Annotated in this window: 18 protein-coding genes and 1 pseudogene; 5 read left to right on the top strand and 14 right to left on the bottom strand. The window is 66.8% G+C overall.

Going from position 1 to position 18233, the window contains the following annotated elements:
* Positions 1 to 637: 637 nt before the first annotated feature.
* Positions 638 to 1462: a YiiX/YebB-like N1pC/P60 family cysteine hydrolase gene (locus tag ACFQ4H_RS32660; RefSeq protein ID WP_377578738.1), complete on the top strand. Its 825-nt coding sequence runs from the start codon at positions 638 to 640 to the stop codon at positions 1460 to 1462.
* Between the two features lie 258 nt (positions 1463 to 1720).
* On the top strand, positions 1721 to 2809 hold the full coding sequence (locus tag ACFQ4H_RS32655; protein WP_377578736.1) for a hypothetical protein: 1089 nt from the start codon (positions 1721 to 1723) through the stop codon (positions 2807 to 2809).
* Positions 2810 to 2991: 182 nt separating this feature from the next.
* Here the strand turns inward: ACFQ4H_RS32655 and ACFQ4H_RS34945 are convergent.
* From ACFQ4H_RS34945 to ACFQ4H_RS32595, 13 genes and pseudogenes are all read right to left on the bottom strand, one after another.
* Positions 2992 to 3158, bottom strand: a pseudogene (locus ACFQ4H_RS34945) (DUF2637 domain-containing protein); the annotation flags it as partial.
* A gap of 18 nt (positions 3159 to 3176) precedes the next feature.
* Positions 3177 to 6011: a BTAD domain-containing putative transcriptional regulator gene (locus ACFQ4H_RS32650; protein WP_377578734.1), complete on the bottom strand. Its 2835-nt coding sequence runs from the start codon at positions 6009 to 6011 to the stop codon at positions 3177 to 3179.
* 28 nt (positions 6012 to 6039) lie between these two features.
* Positions 6040 to 6495 (bottom strand): pilus assembly protein TadG-related protein, encoded by a 456-nt coding sequence (locus tag ACFQ4H_RS32645; RefSeq protein ID WP_377578732.1) that lies wholly within the window; start codon positions 6493 to 6495, stop codon positions 6040 to 6042.
* Positions 6492 to 6953, bottom strand: a complete 462-nt coding sequence (locus ACFQ4H_RS32640; RefSeq protein ID WP_377578731.1) for a TadE/TadG family type IV pilus assembly protein — start codon at positions 6951 to 6953, stop codon at positions 6492 to 6494. The genes ACFQ4H_RS32645 and ACFQ4H_RS32640 overlap by 4 nt, the downstream gene beginning before the upstream one ends.
* Positions 6950 to 7339, bottom strand: coding sequence for a TadE family protein (locus tag ACFQ4H_RS32635; protein WP_377578729.1), 390 nt, complete (start codon positions 7337 to 7339; stop codon positions 6950 to 6952). Before ACFQ4H_RS32635 ends, ACFQ4H_RS32640 begins: the two co-directional genes overlap by 4 nt.
* A 93-nt stretch (positions 7340 to 7432) precedes the next feature.
* Positions 7433 to 7624: a hypothetical protein gene (locus ACFQ4H_RS32630; RefSeq protein ID WP_377578727.1), complete on the bottom strand. Its 192-nt coding sequence runs from the start codon at positions 7622 to 7624 to the stop codon at positions 7433 to 7435.
* Positions 7625 to 7689: 65 nt separating this feature from the next.
* On the bottom strand, positions 7690 to 8586 hold the full coding sequence (locus ACFQ4H_RS32625; RefSeq protein WP_377578725.1) for a type II secretion system F family protein: 897 nt from the start codon (positions 8584 to 8586) through the stop codon (positions 7690 to 7692).
* The gene (locus ACFQ4H_RS32620) at positions 8583 to 9488 is read right to left on the bottom strand and encodes a type II secretion system F family protein (RefSeq protein WP_377578723.1); all 906 of its coding nucleotides are present in this window, start codon (positions 9486 to 9488) and stop codon (positions 8583 to 8585) included. Before ACFQ4H_RS32620 ends, ACFQ4H_RS32625 begins: the two co-directional genes overlap by 4 nt.
* Complete coding sequence (locus tag ACFQ4H_RS32615; RefSeq protein ID WP_377578721.1) at positions 9479 to 10867, bottom strand: CpaF family protein; 1389 nt, start codon at positions 10865 to 10867, stop codon at positions 9479 to 9481. The genes ACFQ4H_RS32620 and ACFQ4H_RS32615 overlap by 10 nt, the downstream gene beginning before the upstream one ends.
* Positions 10864 to 11673, bottom strand: a complete 810-nt coding sequence (locus ACFQ4H_RS32610) for a hypothetical protein (protein WP_377578719.1) — start codon at positions 11671 to 11673, stop codon at positions 10864 to 10866. Before ACFQ4H_RS32610 ends, ACFQ4H_RS32615 begins: the two co-directional genes overlap by 4 nt.
* Before the next feature lies 1 nt (position 11674).
* Positions 11675 to 12277: an SAF domain-containing protein gene (locus tag ACFQ4H_RS32605; protein WP_377578742.1), complete on the bottom strand. Its 603-nt coding sequence runs from the start codon at positions 12275 to 12277 to the stop codon at positions 11675 to 11677.
* 155 nt (positions 12278 to 12432) lie between these two features.
* Positions 12433 to 13332 carry a hypothetical protein gene (locus ACFQ4H_RS32600; RefSeq protein WP_377578717.1) on the bottom strand — a complete coding sequence of 300 codons (900 nt, stop codon included), beginning with the start codon at positions 13330 to 13332 and terminating at the stop codon, positions 12433 to 12435.
* Positions 13326 to 13685, bottom strand: a complete 360-nt coding sequence (locus tag ACFQ4H_RS32595; protein WP_377578715.1) for a hypothetical protein — start codon at positions 13683 to 13685, stop codon at positions 13326 to 13328. Before ACFQ4H_RS32595 ends, ACFQ4H_RS32600 begins: the two co-directional genes overlap by 7 nt.
* A 559-nt stretch (positions 13686 to 14244) precedes the next feature.
* Here ACFQ4H_RS32595 and ACFQ4H_RS32590 point away from each other — a divergent pair.
* The 3 genes from ACFQ4H_RS32590 (at position 14245) to ACFQ4H_RS32580 (ending at position 15737) form a co-directional block, all read left to right on the top strand.
* On the top strand, positions 14245 to 14574 hold the full coding sequence (locus ACFQ4H_RS32590) for a hypothetical protein (RefSeq protein ID WP_377578713.1): 330 nt from the start codon (positions 14245 to 14247) through the stop codon (positions 14572 to 14574).
* 176 nt (positions 14575 to 14750) lie between these two features.
* The gene (locus ACFQ4H_RS32585; RefSeq protein ID WP_377578740.1) at positions 14751 to 15068 is read left to right on the top strand and encodes a winged helix-turn-helix transcriptional regulator; all 318 of its coding nucleotides are present in this window, start codon (positions 14751 to 14753) and stop codon (positions 15066 to 15068) included.
* Between the two features lie 6 nt (positions 15069 to 15074).
* Positions 15075 to 15737, top strand: a complete 663-nt coding sequence (locus ACFQ4H_RS32580) for an A24 family peptidase (RefSeq protein WP_377578711.1) — start codon at positions 15075 to 15077, stop codon at positions 15735 to 15737.
* Between the two features lie 145 nt (positions 15738 to 15882).
* Here the strand turns inward: ACFQ4H_RS32580 and ACFQ4H_RS32575 are convergent, their stop codons facing one another.
* Entirely contained in the window at positions 15883 to 16926 is a 1044-nt protein-coding gene (locus ACFQ4H_RS32575) for an IS630 family transposase (RefSeq protein WP_377578709.1), read from the bottom strand.
* Positions 16927 to 18233 lie beyond the last annotated feature (1307 nt).

The following is an 18233-nucleotide window of genomic DNA, read 5'->3' as shown; positions in this document are numbered from 1 at the left end:
ACCACCTCCCACAGCCTCAAGCGCTGGGAGACAGCCTGCCTTACGGATCCTCAGAACCGACGGATTACACGATCAACGTTCAAAGACGAGGCACTAGTACCAGCTTAACGGCCTGGCCCCTGACAAACTCTGTCGCCACCACAACCCGACAGCCTTCATCACGGACACCGAGAGTGTGACGGCCTCCACCAACGCCCTCACCACCATGTAGGGCACCGACGCCGGCAAGGAGATCGTCGGTTACAGACGTGGGATCATCACCGACACCCTCGGACGCCTCCTCGCGGTCCGTCGTTACCGCCGCCAGCACCAGCGACAACACCACCGGTATTAGCCTCTTTGAGTAGAGGCTAAAGTCACTTACCCCGCCCTAGCCAAAACCTGGGCAGACGTCGGCTTCAAAACCAAACTGATCGAAACACGGTGCCCGCCTGGGCGACGACGTCGAAGTCGTCGCCAATCTCAAACTTGCAAAGCCCTACGTCGCGAACATTTCGGAAAACATCCGCATGGGTCGAAATATGCGATTTTAGTAACTTCAATGAACATTAACCAAAAGATCGTCTCGGTGATCAATTTCACATTCGAGCTCAAGGTGGGCCTTGGTTTGCTAGCTTGATCGCGGTCGATTTGCTTCGTGACGTTCGTCGCAACCGAATTGGCCATCCCCTGTGCCTACAAAGGAAGGGCGACGGCAGCAATGGCTTCTCCGCTACAACTTTCCTTCAGAGGTGTAGTTCCGCGGCTGACTGGCACTCTGGCCGCCTCTGCAGCTCTAATCCTCACCATTGGCGGCACTGCCTCGGCAGCACCCAACGACAATGCCTTCTCTCAATTGCTCAAGCTCAACCCCGGCCTGAGCGCCGCCGAGCTCGAAAAAAGCATGCACGAGGCCGCTGCCGCCACGGGGCTGACCTACGACCAGGCGATTGCGACTGCCCTCGACGAGGCCGAACGTCACGCACAGCCCGACGGTTCGACGAAGGTGAACAGTAGCAACCCCAGTTGCGGGCAGGTGGAAATCGGTGCAGCCAACTTCAAGGGGGACATCTTCTATTCCGCCGCCTCCACGTATGGCGTTTCCCATGGGCACACGGGAATCTATTCCGAAAAGAACTACATCACCGAGGCTCGTGGCTCAGGGCAGAATAGCGGCGAATTCGCCGTCGCTGGGCGCAAGTACTGCAAAAACATCGAAAAAATGGTGGTGAACACGGCCACTGTAAATCAGCAGAATCAAGCAGCAGACTATGCTTCTCAATATCTGACAGGCAAGCCTTACAACAGCAACTTCGCTTGGAACAAGGGCGGCGACATCGACACTCTCAACTGCTCGGAGTTGGTGTACAAGGCCTACAAGCGGTCGATTAACTACGACCTCGACGATGATGGTGGCCTGGGAGTTTATCCCGCAGACATCAAGAATGACTCGGAGACGACCACCTATCAGGTCATCAGTTAGCGGTGTGGGTCACCCTGTTCGCGGGGTGCGCTAGGGTTACGCGAGGGCTTGGAGTGAAGTACGATTCGCTCCAAGCCCCGTACTCAATGGGAGCAAGGGGAGAAGATGTTGAAGAGAGCAGGGTGTGGGGCCGTCGCGGCGCTGGCAATGGCGGCGGCTCTGACGGGATGCACGTCCCCCCGTTCCCCCTCGCCCCCCCAACGGCTCTTCGACCGCGCAATGGTATCCGAGAGCGAGGTCAGGCTGGACGGTGCGGTCATGGCGTTCTTTGTCGGGCCCCAAAACCACGAAATGTACACAGTGGTTGGGGAAGTGCACGAGCCGGGATATCTAGTTCTCGTGAACGCTGACGGCTCCTACCGCACCGTAAAGACCAAGCGTATGGACATGATGACTCCGGCCTGGTCTAATCATGGCCTGTACTTCGCGGACGAGAGCAGTGATTATCACCTGACTGCATCGGGAATGACGAAGACCAGAAGCCCAAAAATTACTGCGCAGAATCTAATGTTCGCGCTACCGAAAGCAGGCTCTGTAGGAATTTACAACGACGGGCACGGTGCTAACGGTGGTTACAGCAACCAGGTCGCTGCCACTATCGAAGGCGGTGTCCACTTGTATAACGTGCAGGGCAATTATTTCACAGGTGCTCGCTGCGACGATCAGATCTTCGGGCTGACCAACAGGCCTGGCTCTCATGAGATCGAAGCACCCAAGCTGCCAGGCATGACCTCCACTGTCGACCCGGGCGCAAGCCCGCAGATGCTGGCTCGCTTATACCCCGCAGGCGGCGGCGAGAAGGTCATTGCTTGGCGGCCACACTTTGGCAGCGGCACCCCGATTGGACAGGTCCCCTGCCACGAGGGTGTGATCACCTTTCTATCGTGGGACACCGATGCACACGGCCGCGAACAGCCGAAGGTCGTATCCTGGAACACCGTCACTGGCGACTACAGGGCACACCCTTTGAGTTTCAACGATGCCACAAAGTTAGATCTTCAGGACTTTGGCTACGTCGTGCAGGATTTGCAGAACGGCCAGCTGCAGTGGGCCTACGCTGATGGTCGAATTTTTTCCACTGATAGCGCCACGGGAAAGACCACCACCCGCTTCAACACCGCCCTTGGAACTGGCGCAGGGCGCCCAATGCAAACACTCTTTGCATTCTCTGACACTCAACTTCACGCCCTTAGCACGATCCACGGTGCCGAAGGCGACATTACGTACACTGTTTTCAATCGAGCCGACGGCAAGGTCTTGAGCAAAGTTTCCATCCCCATTCCCAATATCGGAATTAACGTCTCTTACTTAAACCTGTCACGCATGACTGTCCGTCCCGAATCGTGATCAGCGGGGTGCTGGGAAGGTAAGCGCTGATGGTGTGACTGATGCACACATTCACGAGTGCACCTTAGGGTCCTGGCAGGCCACCAAGACGTGGAGAGCCAGCACTGACCCCGACTGCACCACATAGAGGCGCCGTGTATTGGACCTCTACGACCACCCGCTCACCGACGGTAGTGCGATCTGCGTTCCCGAACCGGGATATGGGTGACCAACTCGGCCGTGAGTAGAAGTGCCAACGGTGGCCATGCCGAGGTGGCCTGGCAGTCGGGCTCGCTTGTGCATGCAGGATGTTCGCGGTGACCGAGGCGGCTACGCCGAGGTCCATCCTCGCCCGCACCGCCCACCACATCCGCTGGACGGCTCTCGTTCATGGCCGTCCTCCGCTGGCTGGGACGACGGGTCGGAGCTGCCGTTCGGCGACGCGGCGGGTGGCCTGGGACGGTTCGGCGTCGCCAAGGTCTGCGAGGCGTTCCTCTAATCGGCGCAGGGTGCGCCGCACGGCGTCGGGCCGTTGCTGCCGGCCGTGGATGCGCATGATCCGCTGGTACAGCTCCTCGTTGACCGGGTCGAGGTCGGCGGCGCGTTCGAGGGCGGTGATGGCCTGGTCGGGGTGGTCGGGTTCGAGGATCTCGGCGATTCGGGCGTAGATGGTGAGGATCTGGTGGCGGTAGCTGGTGGCGTGGTCGGTGGCCCAGGTGTGGTCGTGGCCTTCGGCGTAGTCGCCTGCGTACAGCTCGGTTGCCCGGCGTAGCCCGGCGAGCATCGTCGCCTCGTCGTCGCTGCTGGTGGTCTGGTCGATGGCGGTGAGCATCTGCCAGAGGTCCACGGTGACGGTCTGCGGGTCGAGCTGGTATCGGCCGGTGGCCGGGTCATAGACGATGAACATGGGCTCCTCGTGGCCGGTGGCGGCGCGTAGCACCCGCCGGGCGGTGGTGATGTCGGTGCGGACACGTTTGGTGGCGGCGGTCGGGTCGATGTGTGGGTAGAGGTCGGTGGCGAGCTGGTCGAGGGTGCGGCCAGCGGGGTGGGCGGCGAGGACGGCGAGCGCGGTGTAGGAGCCGCTGCGCATTCCGGTGGCGATCGGGCCGGTGTCGGTGGCGACGGTGACCGGGCCGAGCACCCGGAGTCGGACTAGGGCCGCCGCGTTGTCGGGCTGGGCCGGTACCGGTTCGGTCATCTTGGTGGTCGCCGTGGCCTGCGGGATCGCGGCGGGCGGGTCGTCGACGTCAGTGCCGGCCTCGGGCCGGGCGATGGCGTCGGTGAGCATGGTGAGGATGGCGGCGAGGTCGTCCGCGCCGAGGGTGGACAGCCGGGTCACCGGGGGCGGCTCGTCGCCGGTGGCGGTGCCCTCGGCGGCGATCTCTATCGCGGAGATGCCCTCCTGCGGGCCGAGGATGACGGGGTGCAGGTCCAGGGCGGCGCGGTGGCTGGCGACGGCCTGAAGACGGGCGGCGTGCCGAGGGCTGGACTCGATGAGCAGCACGTATGGCGGTTGCGTTTCGGCGTGGTCGGTGCGGGCGTTGAGGTCGCTGATTGTCTCGGTGTCGAAGGTGTCCAGCAGCCGGCGTCGGCCGATCATCTCCTCTTCGGCGTGGGTGACCGCCGCAGCGCTGTCGACGAGCACGATGAGGCGTTCTCCGTCGTAGGCGGTGTTGTCGGGGTCCAACCCGATCGCCGGGACGTCTTCGGGTAGAAGCCGGGCGAGCAGGTCGGCTGTCGTGACGACTACTGGCCGTCGGGCGGCGGTCTCGGCCACGTCGGTGCTCAGGACGGAGGCGAGGACGGCGCGGGCCGCTGGTACGGCTCCGTCGCCGTGCAGGGCGACACCGGGACCGGGCAGGTGGAACAGACTGATCTCGGTGCCGTCCGAGTCGACGCCGATCGGTGCCGGAACCGCAGGGCTGGCGGGGCGGTGGCCGCCGCTACTGGGGCCGAGGTAGCGGCTGCCGATGATGTCGACGGAGGCTAAAGACGGCGGCATCGGGGAGGGGCGCGGCGCGGTGCTGACCGGGGCAGGGAAGGTGAGTCGGGCATGGCGGCGTCGTTGCAGGCGTAGCAGAGCGGCTACGGCCGCGATGGCGGCGGCCAGGCCGAGGCTGATCCAGCCCTGGGCTGGCAGGGAAATTCCGGCCTCATCGGTCGGCTGGTCCTGGGTCGGCTCGGTGTCCGATGCGGAGGTGGCGACATCGGCCGAGTCGGCTGGTGTGCTTGGTTTGGTAGTGCGCGGTGAAGGGGTTCTCGACTCCGGGATGCTGGGGGTTGGGGTGGCGTTGGCCGGTGGCGCGGGCGGTGGGATGGCTGGGGCGGTCTCGTCGGCCTTGGGCGCGGTGGTTCCGGGGCTGCCGGACGGGGGTTTCTCAGTGTGGGGTGGGGTGGCTGCAGGTGATTTCTTGCGGGTGGGCAGAGCGAGTACCCAGTCGACGTGGATCTCGTCGGGGTCGGTGAGCGCGTACCCGTTGGCCTGTTCGTGTCCCCGATTGAGTTTGTAGATTTCCCGCCAGCGGTGCGGGTCGCCGAGGTGCTTCTTGGCGAGGTCCCACAGGTTGTCTCCGGCGACGACGCGGTGTGTCCCGCCGGGGGCGTCGCGTGCCCAGGAGGGGACGGCGGGGCGGTCTCGGTGGATGGCGAGTGGGCGGGTGCTGCTGGTGGCGGACACATCGATGGTGAGCGCCGGGCGTGGGCCGTGCTCCACTGTCGGCGGGGCGGTGGGGTGTGCGGGGGCCACGGTGACGGCCGGGCGGCGGGCGGCGGCAGCCGCACTCGCCGTAGGGGTGTTAGTGACGGCGCTGGCGGCGTCGAACAGCACGGCTCCGACGATCGCGCCGACGAGGACAGCGGCGACCCAGCGGATCGGGCCGCGCTGCTTCGCCGGTGGACGGGGCTGGCCGCGCCGGGTAGCCGACGCGGTGGCAGACATCTCGATGATCTCGATGGTGGTGTCGCGCAAGAATTGCGCCCAGAGCATCCAGCCGATCGTGGCCAGCAGCGCGAAGACCATATTGTCGGACCACGGGCTCGTGATCGCGGCGTACAGGCCGCTCAGGGTGGGTACCGCGTCGGGCTGCGACCAGCCGATCCAATCGAGGGGCCAGCCGGCCGCGACGATCAGGAGCCACGGCACCCCGGCAGTAAAGCCGGCCAGCACGGCGAGCGCGAGCAGGGCGCGCATAGTCCGGGTGATGGCAGCGAAGGTGCGGGACACGCGGGTCGTCCTCTCCCAATGCGCGGGGTCAGGTGTTGGGGCCGGTGACGCCTTGCACGGCGGTGGCGGTCGCGGAGGCGGACACGGCGAGCTGCCGCACGCCGACGATCTGCAGGAGTTGGGTGCGGCTGGTCCGGCGTACGGTCACGGTGACCGTGGTCGTGGTCGCCGTGGCCTCGCCAGTGGCACCCGCCGAGGCCAACCACGACCGTGCGGCCGACGCGGCTCGGGCCGGGTTGAGTACGGCGATGTTGCGGGTGCGGTACTGGTACAGGTCGAGTTCCTGCGCCCCGGCCCTGGCCGCCGCTTGGGCGATGTCGAGGGCACGGATCTTCTGTGTGAGGGCGAGGCCGGCGTCGAGGACCAGCCCGGCTACGGCGAGCAGGGCGACGATCATCAGGACCGCGAACGCGGTTACCTGGCCGGAGTCGTCTCCGGTGCGCTCGCGTAGCCGCCGCCAGCGGCCGGCGTCGGGTTGCCTCACGAAGGGCCTCCTCTCCATACGTCGACCGGGGAGGTCGCCGTGGCCCGTACGGTGTGAGAGCCGGGCACGGAAAGCAAGGCGAGGTCGGACAGGGGAACGGTGCAGGCCACGGTCACCGTGACCGCGCCACCGGGCCGCAACCCGCCGGTGGACACGGTGACGCTGACCTGCTGGCAGGTGACCGCGCGGGCAGAGAGGGTCTCCTGCGCGGTGCGATCGGCCTCGGCGCGTGCGAAGGCGTCGGTGCGAGCGATGGAGGCGGACCGGGCTGCGGCGCTGGCGGCGGCGTCGAGGTCCATCTGCGCGGAGACCAACCTCCCGCACAGCACCACGAACAGCAGCACGGCCACCAACAGCGGGGTAACGAGGGCCGCCTCGGTGGTGCTCGCTCCCCGGTCACCGAGGGCGATAACCTGCCGCATCCGGAGCTGTCCGGCTTGCGCTCCTGCCCGGGTCATGGCGCGGCTCCATCGGGCACGAAGCGCTCTACGGGTCGTACGACGGTGGCGCGGACGGTCCACTGCACGCCAGGGACCACGGTCGCGGCCTCGCCCACAATCTCCACCCGAACCTCGGTGGCGGTGCGGGTCACCGACACCGACGGGTCCTTGAGTACGCCGTTGCCGATCGCGGCGAGGGTCTGTTCGCCCACGTCGCGACCAGCAGCAGCGGTGGACTGGTAGCCGGCGGCGGCGTTGGCCGCGCGGGTTGCGGCGCTCTGGGCAACGTGGGTGGCGTGCATCCACACTCCAGCCTGGATGACGAACATAACGATGAGCAGCAGCAGGGGCATAGCGATGGCCAACTCGGCGGTAGCGGCGCCCGCGTCGGAACGGGCAGCCACGCGCCTCCACCGGGCGCGCAGCCGCCGGGCCGCGCCGAGCGTAGGGGAAGGTGGGCGCTCGGCGCGGTGTTCCCGGATGGCCGGCGGCATCGGTCAGCCGAGGTTGATGCTGTTGGCCTTGGCGGTAACCTTGACCGCGATGATGCCGAGGACCACGATCGCCAGGGTCACCAGCACGGCGGTGACGAGGACGGCTTCGGTGGAGTAGCCGCCGTCCTTGGTGTCGCGCACCGCCTGCCAGCGGTGCCGCAGCTCGGCGGCAAGGTATGTGACGAGAGCGGACATTGCGTGTTCCTCCAATGCGGTACGGAATCTCATTGGTCTGCGGGATTGGTGAACTGGCGTGCCTTCTATAGACCGCCAAGTACGGCTGCAATCGCGGGATAGCCGAGGAAGATTAGGAAGCCGGCGAACAGGGCGACGATGGGAAGAGCCATGCGTTCGGTGGCGGCGTTGGCCTCGCCTTCGGCGTCGGTGAGTTGCCGGGCGCGTAGGGCGATGGCGCGGGAGCGCAGCGACGCGCGGACCTTCGCCCCCTCAGTGCCGGCCAGCCCCACGGTCGCGGCGAGCTGCTGCAACTCGGCGACCGCCACCCTGCGGCCGAGGACGGCCAGGATGTCCCACGGCGGTACCCGGGCCAGCCGCGCCTCGGCCAGCGCGTACCGCAGTTCCGTGTAGGCGGGGCCGGAGCCGACCTTCACGGCGTCGTCGAGCGCCTGGTCCACCCCCGCCCCGGACGCGAGGCTGATGACTACCAGATCCAGGAACGACGACAGGGCGTCGCGGAACGCGGCCCGGTGCTTGGCGGCCTTCGATCGCACCGACAGTTCCGGGGCGAGGAACCCGGCTACGCCGAGCAGCAGCGACGCGGCGGCGGGCACCGTCACGCCAGTGCCCACCCCGGCGACGGTGAGCAGCGTCGCGGCGGCGGGAGGCAGCAGGAACCCGAACACCGTCGCGGTCGCCTGCTCGGCGAGGTGCACATCGATCGGCTTATCAACGGTCGCGAGGTCACGGCGGGTACTGGCCAGGGGAAGGCCCGCCCGGCGCAACCACCGCACGGCCGGGAGGCCCCACCGCCCGGTCCACCCCAGAGACCGGACCTCGGCGGTATCGACGGCGCGGCCGAGCCCGTACGGTGCGTCCAGGGCCTTGTCCAGCCGAGGCGGGCGAGGGAACCAGCCCACCGCCAGAAGCCAAAGCCCCACTCCGGTGCCGAGCCCGCTTAGCAACACCAGCCCGGTCATGTCGACACCGCCTCTGACTCAGCCGGCGTGGCGACCCCCGCCAATACCCGCGCGGTGTCGCGGTCGCGCATCAGCCGGCCGAGCCAGACGAACGCGGTGGCGAAGCAGCCACCAGCGGCCAGGAGCACGAGCTGACCGGTCACCGTGTCGAACGGAGTCAGGTAGCCCCGGTTGAGCAGCGCCAGCAGCCCGGCCATCGCAAGGGTGGCACCGATGATGACCCGCGCCGAGGTGCGGTTGCGTTTGCGGGCGGCGGCGATGCGCTGCCGGGAGGCGACCTTCGCCCGCGCGGACGCGGCCAGCTCGCCCAGCACGTCGCCGAGCTGCCCGGCGCTGCCCCGCGCGGCCATCAGAAGCCCGGCGACCACGAGATCAGCGGTCGGATCGGCCAGCTCGGCGGCGAACGCGCGCAGTGCGTCACGCAGCCGCCAACTGCGCTGCAGGCGCACGGCCAGCCGGGTCACCTCCTCGCGAATCGACTCTGGTGATTCGATCGCGCTGGCGGTGATCGCCTGTTCCAGCCCGGCCGCGCCGGACAGGTTGTCCCGCAACGCCTCGGTCCAGGTGGCGATGGCCTCGATCCGGGCCACCCGGCGGGCGTGGTCGCGGTCCGAGCCGATGACCTGCGGCAGCATCCATGCCCCCGCCGCTGACAGTGCCGCCGCGACCGGCCAGCGGGTCACCACACCGACGACCACGCCCACGGCCAGGCACAGGGCTACCCGACGCCGGTCGACCGGCCCACGCGTCGAGGCGAGCCTCGACAACCACGACTCGGTGTTGGAGTCGACGGGCCCGTCGTCCCGGCGCGACAGACCGTCCAACACGACCAGCAGCAGCCCGACAGCGGTTCCGGCCCCCAGCAGGGCAGCCAGCGGCACCGTTAACACCATCACGCCCACCCCCCACCCGGCGTAATAAGGGCCTCATCAAGCAACCCCGGGGCGAAGCCGCGCTCGGCCAGCGCCGACAGCAGTCCCGTCGACGGCGGCGCACCCGGGACCGCCCGGCCATCCCGGTCGGGGCGGAAGATCTCGTTGCTGGAAACGGCCAGCCCGTCAGCGCCGACCACCTCCCGCACCGAGGTCACCGCCCGCACCCCGCCCCGCCCGGCGAACCCCAAGTGCACGACGAGGTGAACCGCCTCGGCGACAAGGAGGTTCGTGGTGGCCGGGTCGAGGCGTTCCGGTGCCTGCGCGGCGTAGAGCATGAGCTTGTTGAACGCCCCAGCCGACGACGAGGCGTGGATGGTGCCGAGGGATCCGTCGTTGCCCTGTGACATGGCGTTGAGCATGGGGATAACTTCGTGCCCGCGGATCTCCCCGACGATGACTCGGTCCGGCGACATCCGAAGCTCTGAGCGGAACAACATGCTCATGTCGATCGCGCCCGCGCCTTCGACGTTGGCCTCCCGCGACTGCAACGGCACCACGTCCGGATGTACAACCTTGTCCGCGTCCAGCGCCAGCTCGTAGGTGTCCTCGATCGTCACGATCCGCTCGGCTGGCGGGATCGCCGACGCGAGGGCGCGCAGGAGGGTGGTCTTGCCCGCACCGGTGCGCCCGGCGATCAGCACGTTCAACCGCGCCCGCACCGCAGCGGCCAGCAACTCCCGCAGCACGGGATTTACGGTGCCGAGCTGCTCCAGATCGGCCAGGGTGACCTTCACGTAGCCATGCCGGCGGATCGACAGCGCCGGACGCCGGGCCACCGACATGATCGCGTGCAGGCGGGAGCCGTCCGCGAGCTGCAGGTTCAACACCGGCGCGGCCCGGTCCCAGCGGCGTTCCTCCGCGCCCTCGCCGCCAGTTTCGGCGCGGCCGGCGTCGGCGGCCAGGCGGCGGATCAGCTCCACCATCTCCGCATCCGAGTCGGCAATCGGCCCGACCTGCGCGCGGCTGCCGTCGCTGTAGCGGACGAACACCTGGTCACAGCCGTTGGCGTTGACCTCCTCGATCCGTTCGTCGTTGAGCAGTGGTTGCAGGCCGCCCGCGCCGAGCAGCATGTCCGCCACCGCCCGGCCCACCCGCGACTCGACATCCGGGCGCAGCGGCGGACGCCCGGCGTTCATCTCCTCCATGGCGTACGCGTCAAGAACCTCGCTGATCAACCGGCGCGTTGTCGCCGCGCGTTCGTCGGCAGGCATCGGCGTGCCGGTGGCCGTCTCATGCGCCCGGGTGGCCCGGGTAAGCCGCTCGGCGACCTCCCGGCGGATGCGCCGTACCACCGTGAGCTCGCCCGTCTCCCCGGAGCCAGGGGCTGACAGGAAGGGGTTGGTCATGAGGTCGCCTCCGTCGCTACGTCGGCGGGCTGCGGGGCCACGGCGGGCAGGTACGGGGCGAGGTCGGTCCACAGCCGCGCGTACGCGGCCATCAGAGGCAGGCGACGCCACCGCCGGCCCGCCACCAGTTCCCGGCCGAGCACCGCCGCCGCCCGGCGGTCGTGCGGCAGTGGGCCGAGCACGCTCACCGCCTCCGGGTCGCGGGCCAACTCCTGCCCGACATGGGTCGACAGGACATCCGCCACGTCCGCCGCCGAGTACGCGCCGCCCGCGCCGAGCAGCACTATCAGGCGACCCGCGCCCGCGTCGACAAGCTCGCCTAGGTGCTCACGCAGATGGGCCACTTCGTCGGCGTTTGCTCGAGCCAGCACCAACACCACATCAGCGAGCCGCAGCAACGGCCATACCGGCGAACCTGGACCCAGCCGGCCACAGTCTGCCACCACCACCCGATCGGGCGCGGCCAGCACCGCCCGGCCGCTGCCGGTCAGCTCCGGCAACGCGGCGAGGGTCTGTGAACCACCCGCCGGAGCAACCACCACCGGCACCATCACCTCCCGCACCGCCACCGCCTGCGACGCGGCGGCGAACACATCCCCCGAACTCGCCGCGCCCCGCGCGGTGGCAGCCAGGTCCACCACGCTCGGCACGGCCGCCAACCGGTGCCGGCGCATCAGGTCGCCACCCGCCGGATCGCACTCCACCACCACCGGCCGCGACCACTCCGGCGCCACTGCGGCCAACCCGAGTGCCGTCGTCGTCGCACCCGGACGACCCTTCACGTACGTCACCGCCAACAGAGGCATGTCAGCTCCCCACCGGCGAGGTCTGCATCAGCACCACCCCGCCAGACGGAGCCGCCGCCAACTGCGGCGCATCGGCGGCAGCCAGCAGGAGCGTGACGACGGTCGAGCCCTCGCCATTACCCGCGAGATCCACCCCCAGCACCACGGCCGACAACCGGGCCGGGCCTGTCGCCGCCGAGCTGGCTGCCGGAGCCGGCTGCCCGCCGTCCCGCGCAGTCGCCGAGACGTAAACGGACACCCGCGCCCCAGCAGCGAGCCCCTGCGGATACTGGCCCGGCTTCACCGCCACCGAGGCGGTCACCTGCCCGTCCGGCGGAAACACGGCGTCCCCGAGCAACTCCGGCGTCAGCAACGTCCCGGCCACCAACGGCACCACCGCCGTACGACCGACCACCTCCACCGCTTGCGAGGCCGGAACCAGCCGCAACCCGGGATCACGGGCGGCGGAAACCTGCTTGAGGTCCGCAGCCGTGATCGCCTGCCCGGCCGCCACCGGCCGCGCCACCGCGAGTACCTGAACACGGTCACCGAGTTGCGCCGCGCCGTAGGCGTAGACCAACACACACACGATGACCAGCAGGCCACCGAGCGCAACATAGGGCAAACGACGGCGTCGCCGCGCGGCCCGCCATGGCCCCCGCCCGGCATGTGGGGCAACAGCCAACGGACGACCTTCCAGACCTGTTTTTGGGCGCACGAACTCCAGCGCCATGACTTGTCCTCCTCGGAGATGCGGCGCTCGAACGAGTGTTTGGTGACCTACCTGGTGACCGCCTGCGACTCCTGAACTCGGGTCTGCACCTGCCCAGTCGTGGTCAATCCCGGTACGGTTCCGGACTGTCCAGCCCCGGCCCAGGTCACCTCCCACGTGACCGTGACCGTCACCGCAAAAACACCTTGCAGCGCGACGGCTGAGGACCGCCGGTAGACATGCCCGCAGTCAGGCGACGCCTTCTTCGGATCACTCCCCAAGGCCCATACTGTTCCTGGCCCGGTACAGGTCACTGTCACCCCGTCGCCCATCGACCAGTTCGCCTTCACCGGCCGCGCCGTCGCGGTCACACTGACACCAGAAACCGAGGCAGTTGCCGACTGCGACCTCCACGACCCCCGGTCGAGTGCCAGCCAGACCGGCAGGTTGACGAGTTGATCCCCGGGCGGATTCATGCGAATGACGACCTTCGGCAAGTCAAGGCGCGCTCGGGCCTGCCGCGCCAGGACTGCTGGCGAGATTACCGGCGGGGCACCCGCGATCCACACGATGCCGCCGAACGAGCCGCCATCGCCGTAGCAGGTCCGCATGTACCAACCACCCTCACCCGCAGGCTGACCTCCGAGGGCGGCAATGGTTGAAGGCGACGGATCCGTCGGTGCGTAGTAACAACCATCCGTGCCCGCCCACGCCCCATCACGCTCACACGGGATTACCTCACCTGACGGCTTGCGACACTTACCATCCCCACCACGGCCCCCACCATTGCCCTGGTTGGACCCGTCGCCGCCACCGGGATTGCCCGCCGTGACGTCACATCCAGGGGCGCTGGGGTTGTTGTCGCAGCGGGTATCCCCGAACGGGTCTGCCTGTGCACGCATCGGTGCGACGAGTAGGACAGCTCCGGCGAGCATGAAAATCGCTGCCATGCGTGTGAGCTTCAGCATGATCCGATGTCCCCCACATCGAACGAGACCACCTTCCACGAGCCGTCTACAGGCTTGACCACTCCGGTGATGCTTCGTCGCCCTCGTGGATCATCCTCGATTAGCTCGCCAGTGGCCTTCTTGTGTTTGGTCCAGTTCGTAGAGTCGGCGCAATCAACTACGGTGACCTCAGCGGGCGTATCGGACGGACTCGCGTCTTTCACCCGTGCATTCAAGACCGGTGCACCCCGTGTCACGACACCGGTCTCGCCGTACGTGAACAGCACATCGACGATCCGAGCCAACGCCCGACCGGCTGCATACTGCCGCAGCTCAAGTGCCTCCGGATCAGGGAGTTCGCCTGCCTTGGCCATCGCCCGCCACATCCCTACATACGCCGCTAGCGCGTCCCGCTGGGCGGCGCTTGGCCCGGAGCTGGGTGTACTCGACGGCGTCGCCAGATGCGTCGTAGATGGCGGCGTTCCAGGTGCGTCAGAGCTACAAGCCGCGGTGGCCAGCGCCAACGCGCCGACGAGACAAACCATGAGGTGACGGGTCAACACCGGTCACTCCCTCCTCTATCCCTTTGAATGACTTCCTGCCAACAATCGCATCTGCGATCCTCGATGATGATCGCTATCCGCTGACTGCCAAGGGGCAGGTCAAGCAGCAGGGTGTCCAGAACCTCGCACACCAAGGTCACCAGTCGTGTTTACACCGTTACCCCGCAGTGATGTCTACGTGCGTACCTTGACTTACGTGCGTTGGCGAGGGGCAAATTCACGCACATGAAGCTGCGCAAGTTGAGGCAACGACGATTCTCAAATGGGCATAAACCCGACCGGCAAACTGTCGCCTACCCGACAGATCGGTCGGAGCGGATCATGGCTACGCTTCCCGGAAAATTGTTGTGCGAGAAAGGTGGAACAGCCAATGGGCGACCACGATCGCACAGAACAGACGCTGACCCTGCTAGCTCGGCGGGGCGCGTACGAGTTACTGCTAGCCATGCACATGCGCGGCGGCACTGCCAGCTTCGCCCAGATCGCCGCCGAGTCCCCGCGCCCGATCGATCTGCTGCGAGCAATGGCGGTGGAAGGCTTCGTGATCGGCCTACGTGGCGGCACGCTGGACACTGATCCACGCGGCGACACCCACTTCTGCCTCACAGGCAAGGGCGAGGCGATCTTCGGTCATCTTCTTCGGCTGCGTCGGTGGATGGCCTCGCGAACGCCCCCGGCCGCGCGATCGATCGAACGCTGAGCGTTTGGGCCGGAAAGCGCAAAGCGCGGGGATTAGGGTGAAATTCAGGTAGCTCTTGCAGCAGTGCCACATGGAAGAATGTCGCATTATCGATCTTAACGCCGCTAACCGCTAGCGCGACCACCTAGACTGTGTTCACGGAGCGTTGCGCGCTTCATTCGGGGAGGTGAGCCGCGCTGACGAACGATCTCGAGCACCTGCTGAACCTGGCTAAGCGAAAGCTATCCGTCATAATCCTGACCGCCCTTCGCGATGGGCCACTGCGGTACTCCAAGCTTCACCACGCGGTGTCTCAGACAAGTCCGGGCACCGTGCACGCCCGGACACTGACCGACACCCTGAACTTCCTCTGCGCCAAGGACCTCGTCGAGCATCATCAGGACGACGACGCCGCAGACTATCGGCTAACTGCTGGTGGCGAGGAACTGGTCGATCTCCTTGGTGAGATCAAGCGGTGGAGCCGGGAACACCGCGCAAGCGGCGGTCTGGGCTGAGCGCCGATGAACAGCCTAGCCTCGATTGGCTTAGGCGTCGCTGGCGCAATCGTTGGTGTCCCGATGGCTGCCATCGCGCACGGTGTGACTGATGTTGGGCCGGTCCGCCTACCCGCCCGGTGGTGGGCAGGCGGCCCGACCCGACCCAGGCATCTGCTCCTCACTGTCGCCCTCGTCGCCGTCGCTGCCGCCACGATCGGAGCGAGTGTGCCCCCAACTCTGGCACTGCCGGCCTTCTGGCTCTTCGCGGTCGTCGGGATTGGACTGTCTGTTGTTGATGTGCGGTGTCGGCGGTTACCTCATCGACTTACCGGTGCTCTGTGGGCTTCCTCCAGCCTGTGCTTCATCGCCGCGACCATGACCGGAAGTGATGTCGGGCTGCTTGTACAAGCTGTGAGCGCCGGTTTCGCCACTGCAATCGTCATGCTCGCCGTCGCACTAGCCCTGCCAGGTCAGCTTGGCCTCGGTGATGTTGTACTCGCGGGTGCCATCGCGTTCAACCTCGGCTGGCTGGGCTGGCGAACAGCGGTGCTTGGTCTTGTCGCCGGGCTACTCTTGCAGGGTGCCATTGTCCTCGCAGCCAAGATCCGACAACGTTCCGGCACTCTGATGCCCATAGGACCGGCCCTCGTTAGTGGTTGGCTCTTGGCCGTCTTGCTTGCCGCGTAGCGTGCTCCACCATTGACGGCACGGACATCGAGGTCCGATGAAGCGAGGACGGGCCTAGCCGTCATCACGACCGCCTGTGAAGGTGCTTCATCGATGAGTCGACCCCAGCCACCGATCCGATATTGAGGCGAAACTATTTGGTTTCCTACATGAGTGTGTAGCGGACGTGGCGGGCGTGGAAGTAGCCGGTCACGATATGGGGTTGGCGTTGGCGGCGGTGGAGGAAGCGGCGGGCTTCGTGGGCCAGGTGGGTGGTCGAGTGGGCGCGGGCGGCGGGTACGTGGCGTTTGAGGTCGGCGTTGAGTAGTTCGTCGGGGTTGAGTTCGGGGCTGTAGCCGGGCATCAGGTGTAGCTCGATCCGCTGGGTGTTCTCGGTCAGCCAGGCGTGGACGGCTTTGCTGCGGTGGACGGGGTGCCGGTCGGCGATGACGTGCACTTTCTGTCCGGCCTGGCGGGCGATCCGGTCCAGGAATCTGATGAAGACCGTTGCGGTGAAGCGGCCGGTGAAGACGGTGAACCACAGGGCGCCGCGGGTGGTGATGGCTGACATGATGTTGACCCGTAGTCGTTTGCCGTTGACCTTCACCACCGGGGTGTGGCCCTTCGGGGCCCAGCTACGGCCGGGTGGGGCGGTGTCCGAGCGCAGTCCGCACTGGTCGGTCCAGGCCACTACGGCGTTTTCGTGCCGGGCGCGGGCGGCGATGGCCGGGTACTGGTTGTCCAGCCAGTCGGTTACCTTGTCTGGTCGTTGCTGGTAGGCGCGGCGGGTCGGACGTTGCGGGGTGAACCCGTGCCGGCGTAGCCACTTGCCCACGCCCTGCTCGGTCATGCTGATCCCGACGACCATCCGGATCAACTCGACGACCGTCGCACGCGTCCATAACGGACCACCGATCAACAACTCCTGCGGGGTGTGGTCGGCCATCGCCTGGAACAGGGTCGCGCGGTCCACGTCGCTGATCAGCTCACCCGGACCGGACCGGGATTTGACCGGCACCGCGAGAGCCTCCCGCCCCGCAGTCTGATATTTGCGCCACCAGGTGCCCACCGACCGTGGCGACACCCCGAACATCTCGGCCGCCTGCCCGTAGGTGCGTACCCGCCCTGACTCCAGTGCGGCCACCACCCGCAGCCGCACCACCTCCTGCGCGGCAGGCGACAACCGCCGCGCATCTCCCAACTCGATCACACATCCACAACGAGCAGGAAGCGAGATAGTTTCGCCTCAATAACTGGTGTGCCTCGGGGAGTAGTCTTCTCGAGTTGCGGTGGTTCAGTTCCCGCCGTCGAGATACGAGGGCGAGATGACTCCCCGTTGGACATGGTGCTAGGTGCACCAGTAGTAGGTCAAATCATCGATTTGTTTGCCGACATGTACAGCGGCGAGATACAGGCGTAGTGCGCTTTGACGGTATGCAGGGACAATTGCGCTGAGGAGAACCCCGCGTCGTTCGGCGGCTAGGCTGACGGTGCTTTCGAGGGCCTCCGCTGGGAGCGGATCACGAGCGCAGTTGCGTGGGCAAACGTAAACGCGTTGCTGCTGTTTCCCGCTGGCGTCCCCGCTGAGGCTGAGAATGTCGCTGCGCTGGCGCATTCGCACATCGCACGTCCGGCACCAGATGAGACCGGCGAGCAGGTAAGGGTCGCCACTGGCAACCAATCTCGGAGTGGCGGTCATGTCGACCGCCTCGGCGAGGCGCCGGGGAGGCGGCGTCCCAGGCCCGCCTCCCCGGCGACTTGCAGCGGCACCGGTTTGCCGGACCCGGCTGCCGCTTGCGAAACAACGCCGAATGCCGGTGCCGCCCCCAAGTCGACACCGGTTGGAGGGACACGGTCGTGTTTCGCGATCCCCGGCTCGGGCGACGACACGCCAGGGACGGTGAAGAGCTTTGGCGGGGAGCCGGTCTCCGGCCACCTCAATTGCTCACTTCGAACATGTTGAGCCCACATCCATGGCGCACACGGCCACGATCCGTGGCATGTCTGGCACTGCTGAGTGCTATTTGGGTGAAACACCCAGGCGGAAATCGCCTGACGGGGCGGTACATGTTGTGACCAGTAGCGATCGGCGAGCGCCGGTCGTGTCGGGTCGTCGGTACGCATTCGGCCGTGGCCGGGAACGATCTCGGTTTCGGACATTACTGCAGCCTCCTGTGCGTTCTGCGAGATCCAGACGTGCACTGTGCAGATGTGGACCCGCAGCGCTGATTCGATGCATCTGGACTTCCATGGGCCGAAGCTGGTCCCGTAGTGGTCCTGGCCCGAACCGAGCAGATTTCCCCTCGCGTGAGTACGAGCCATGAGCTGTCTTTTGGGCCTGCCGTGCCAGCGACGGGGGGCAACCGGCACGGCAGGCGGTCTGATGCAGTCAGCGTGACGGGTTAGCGGCGAGGTCGAACACTAGTACGGCAGCCGCCGTTTGAGATCTTGCTGGTGGAGCGGGGTGGACGCGAGGCGGCCACCGCGTGATCGTCTGTACGTTGTGGACATAACTTC

The organism is Micromonospora sonneratiae (assembly GCF_042679305.1).
Taxonomy (GTDB): Bacteria; Actinomycetota; Actinomycetes; order Mycobacteriales; family Micromonosporaceae; genus Micromonospora_H; species Micromonospora_H sonneratiae.
This window is presented reverse-complemented; position numbering and strand designations above follow the sequence as displayed.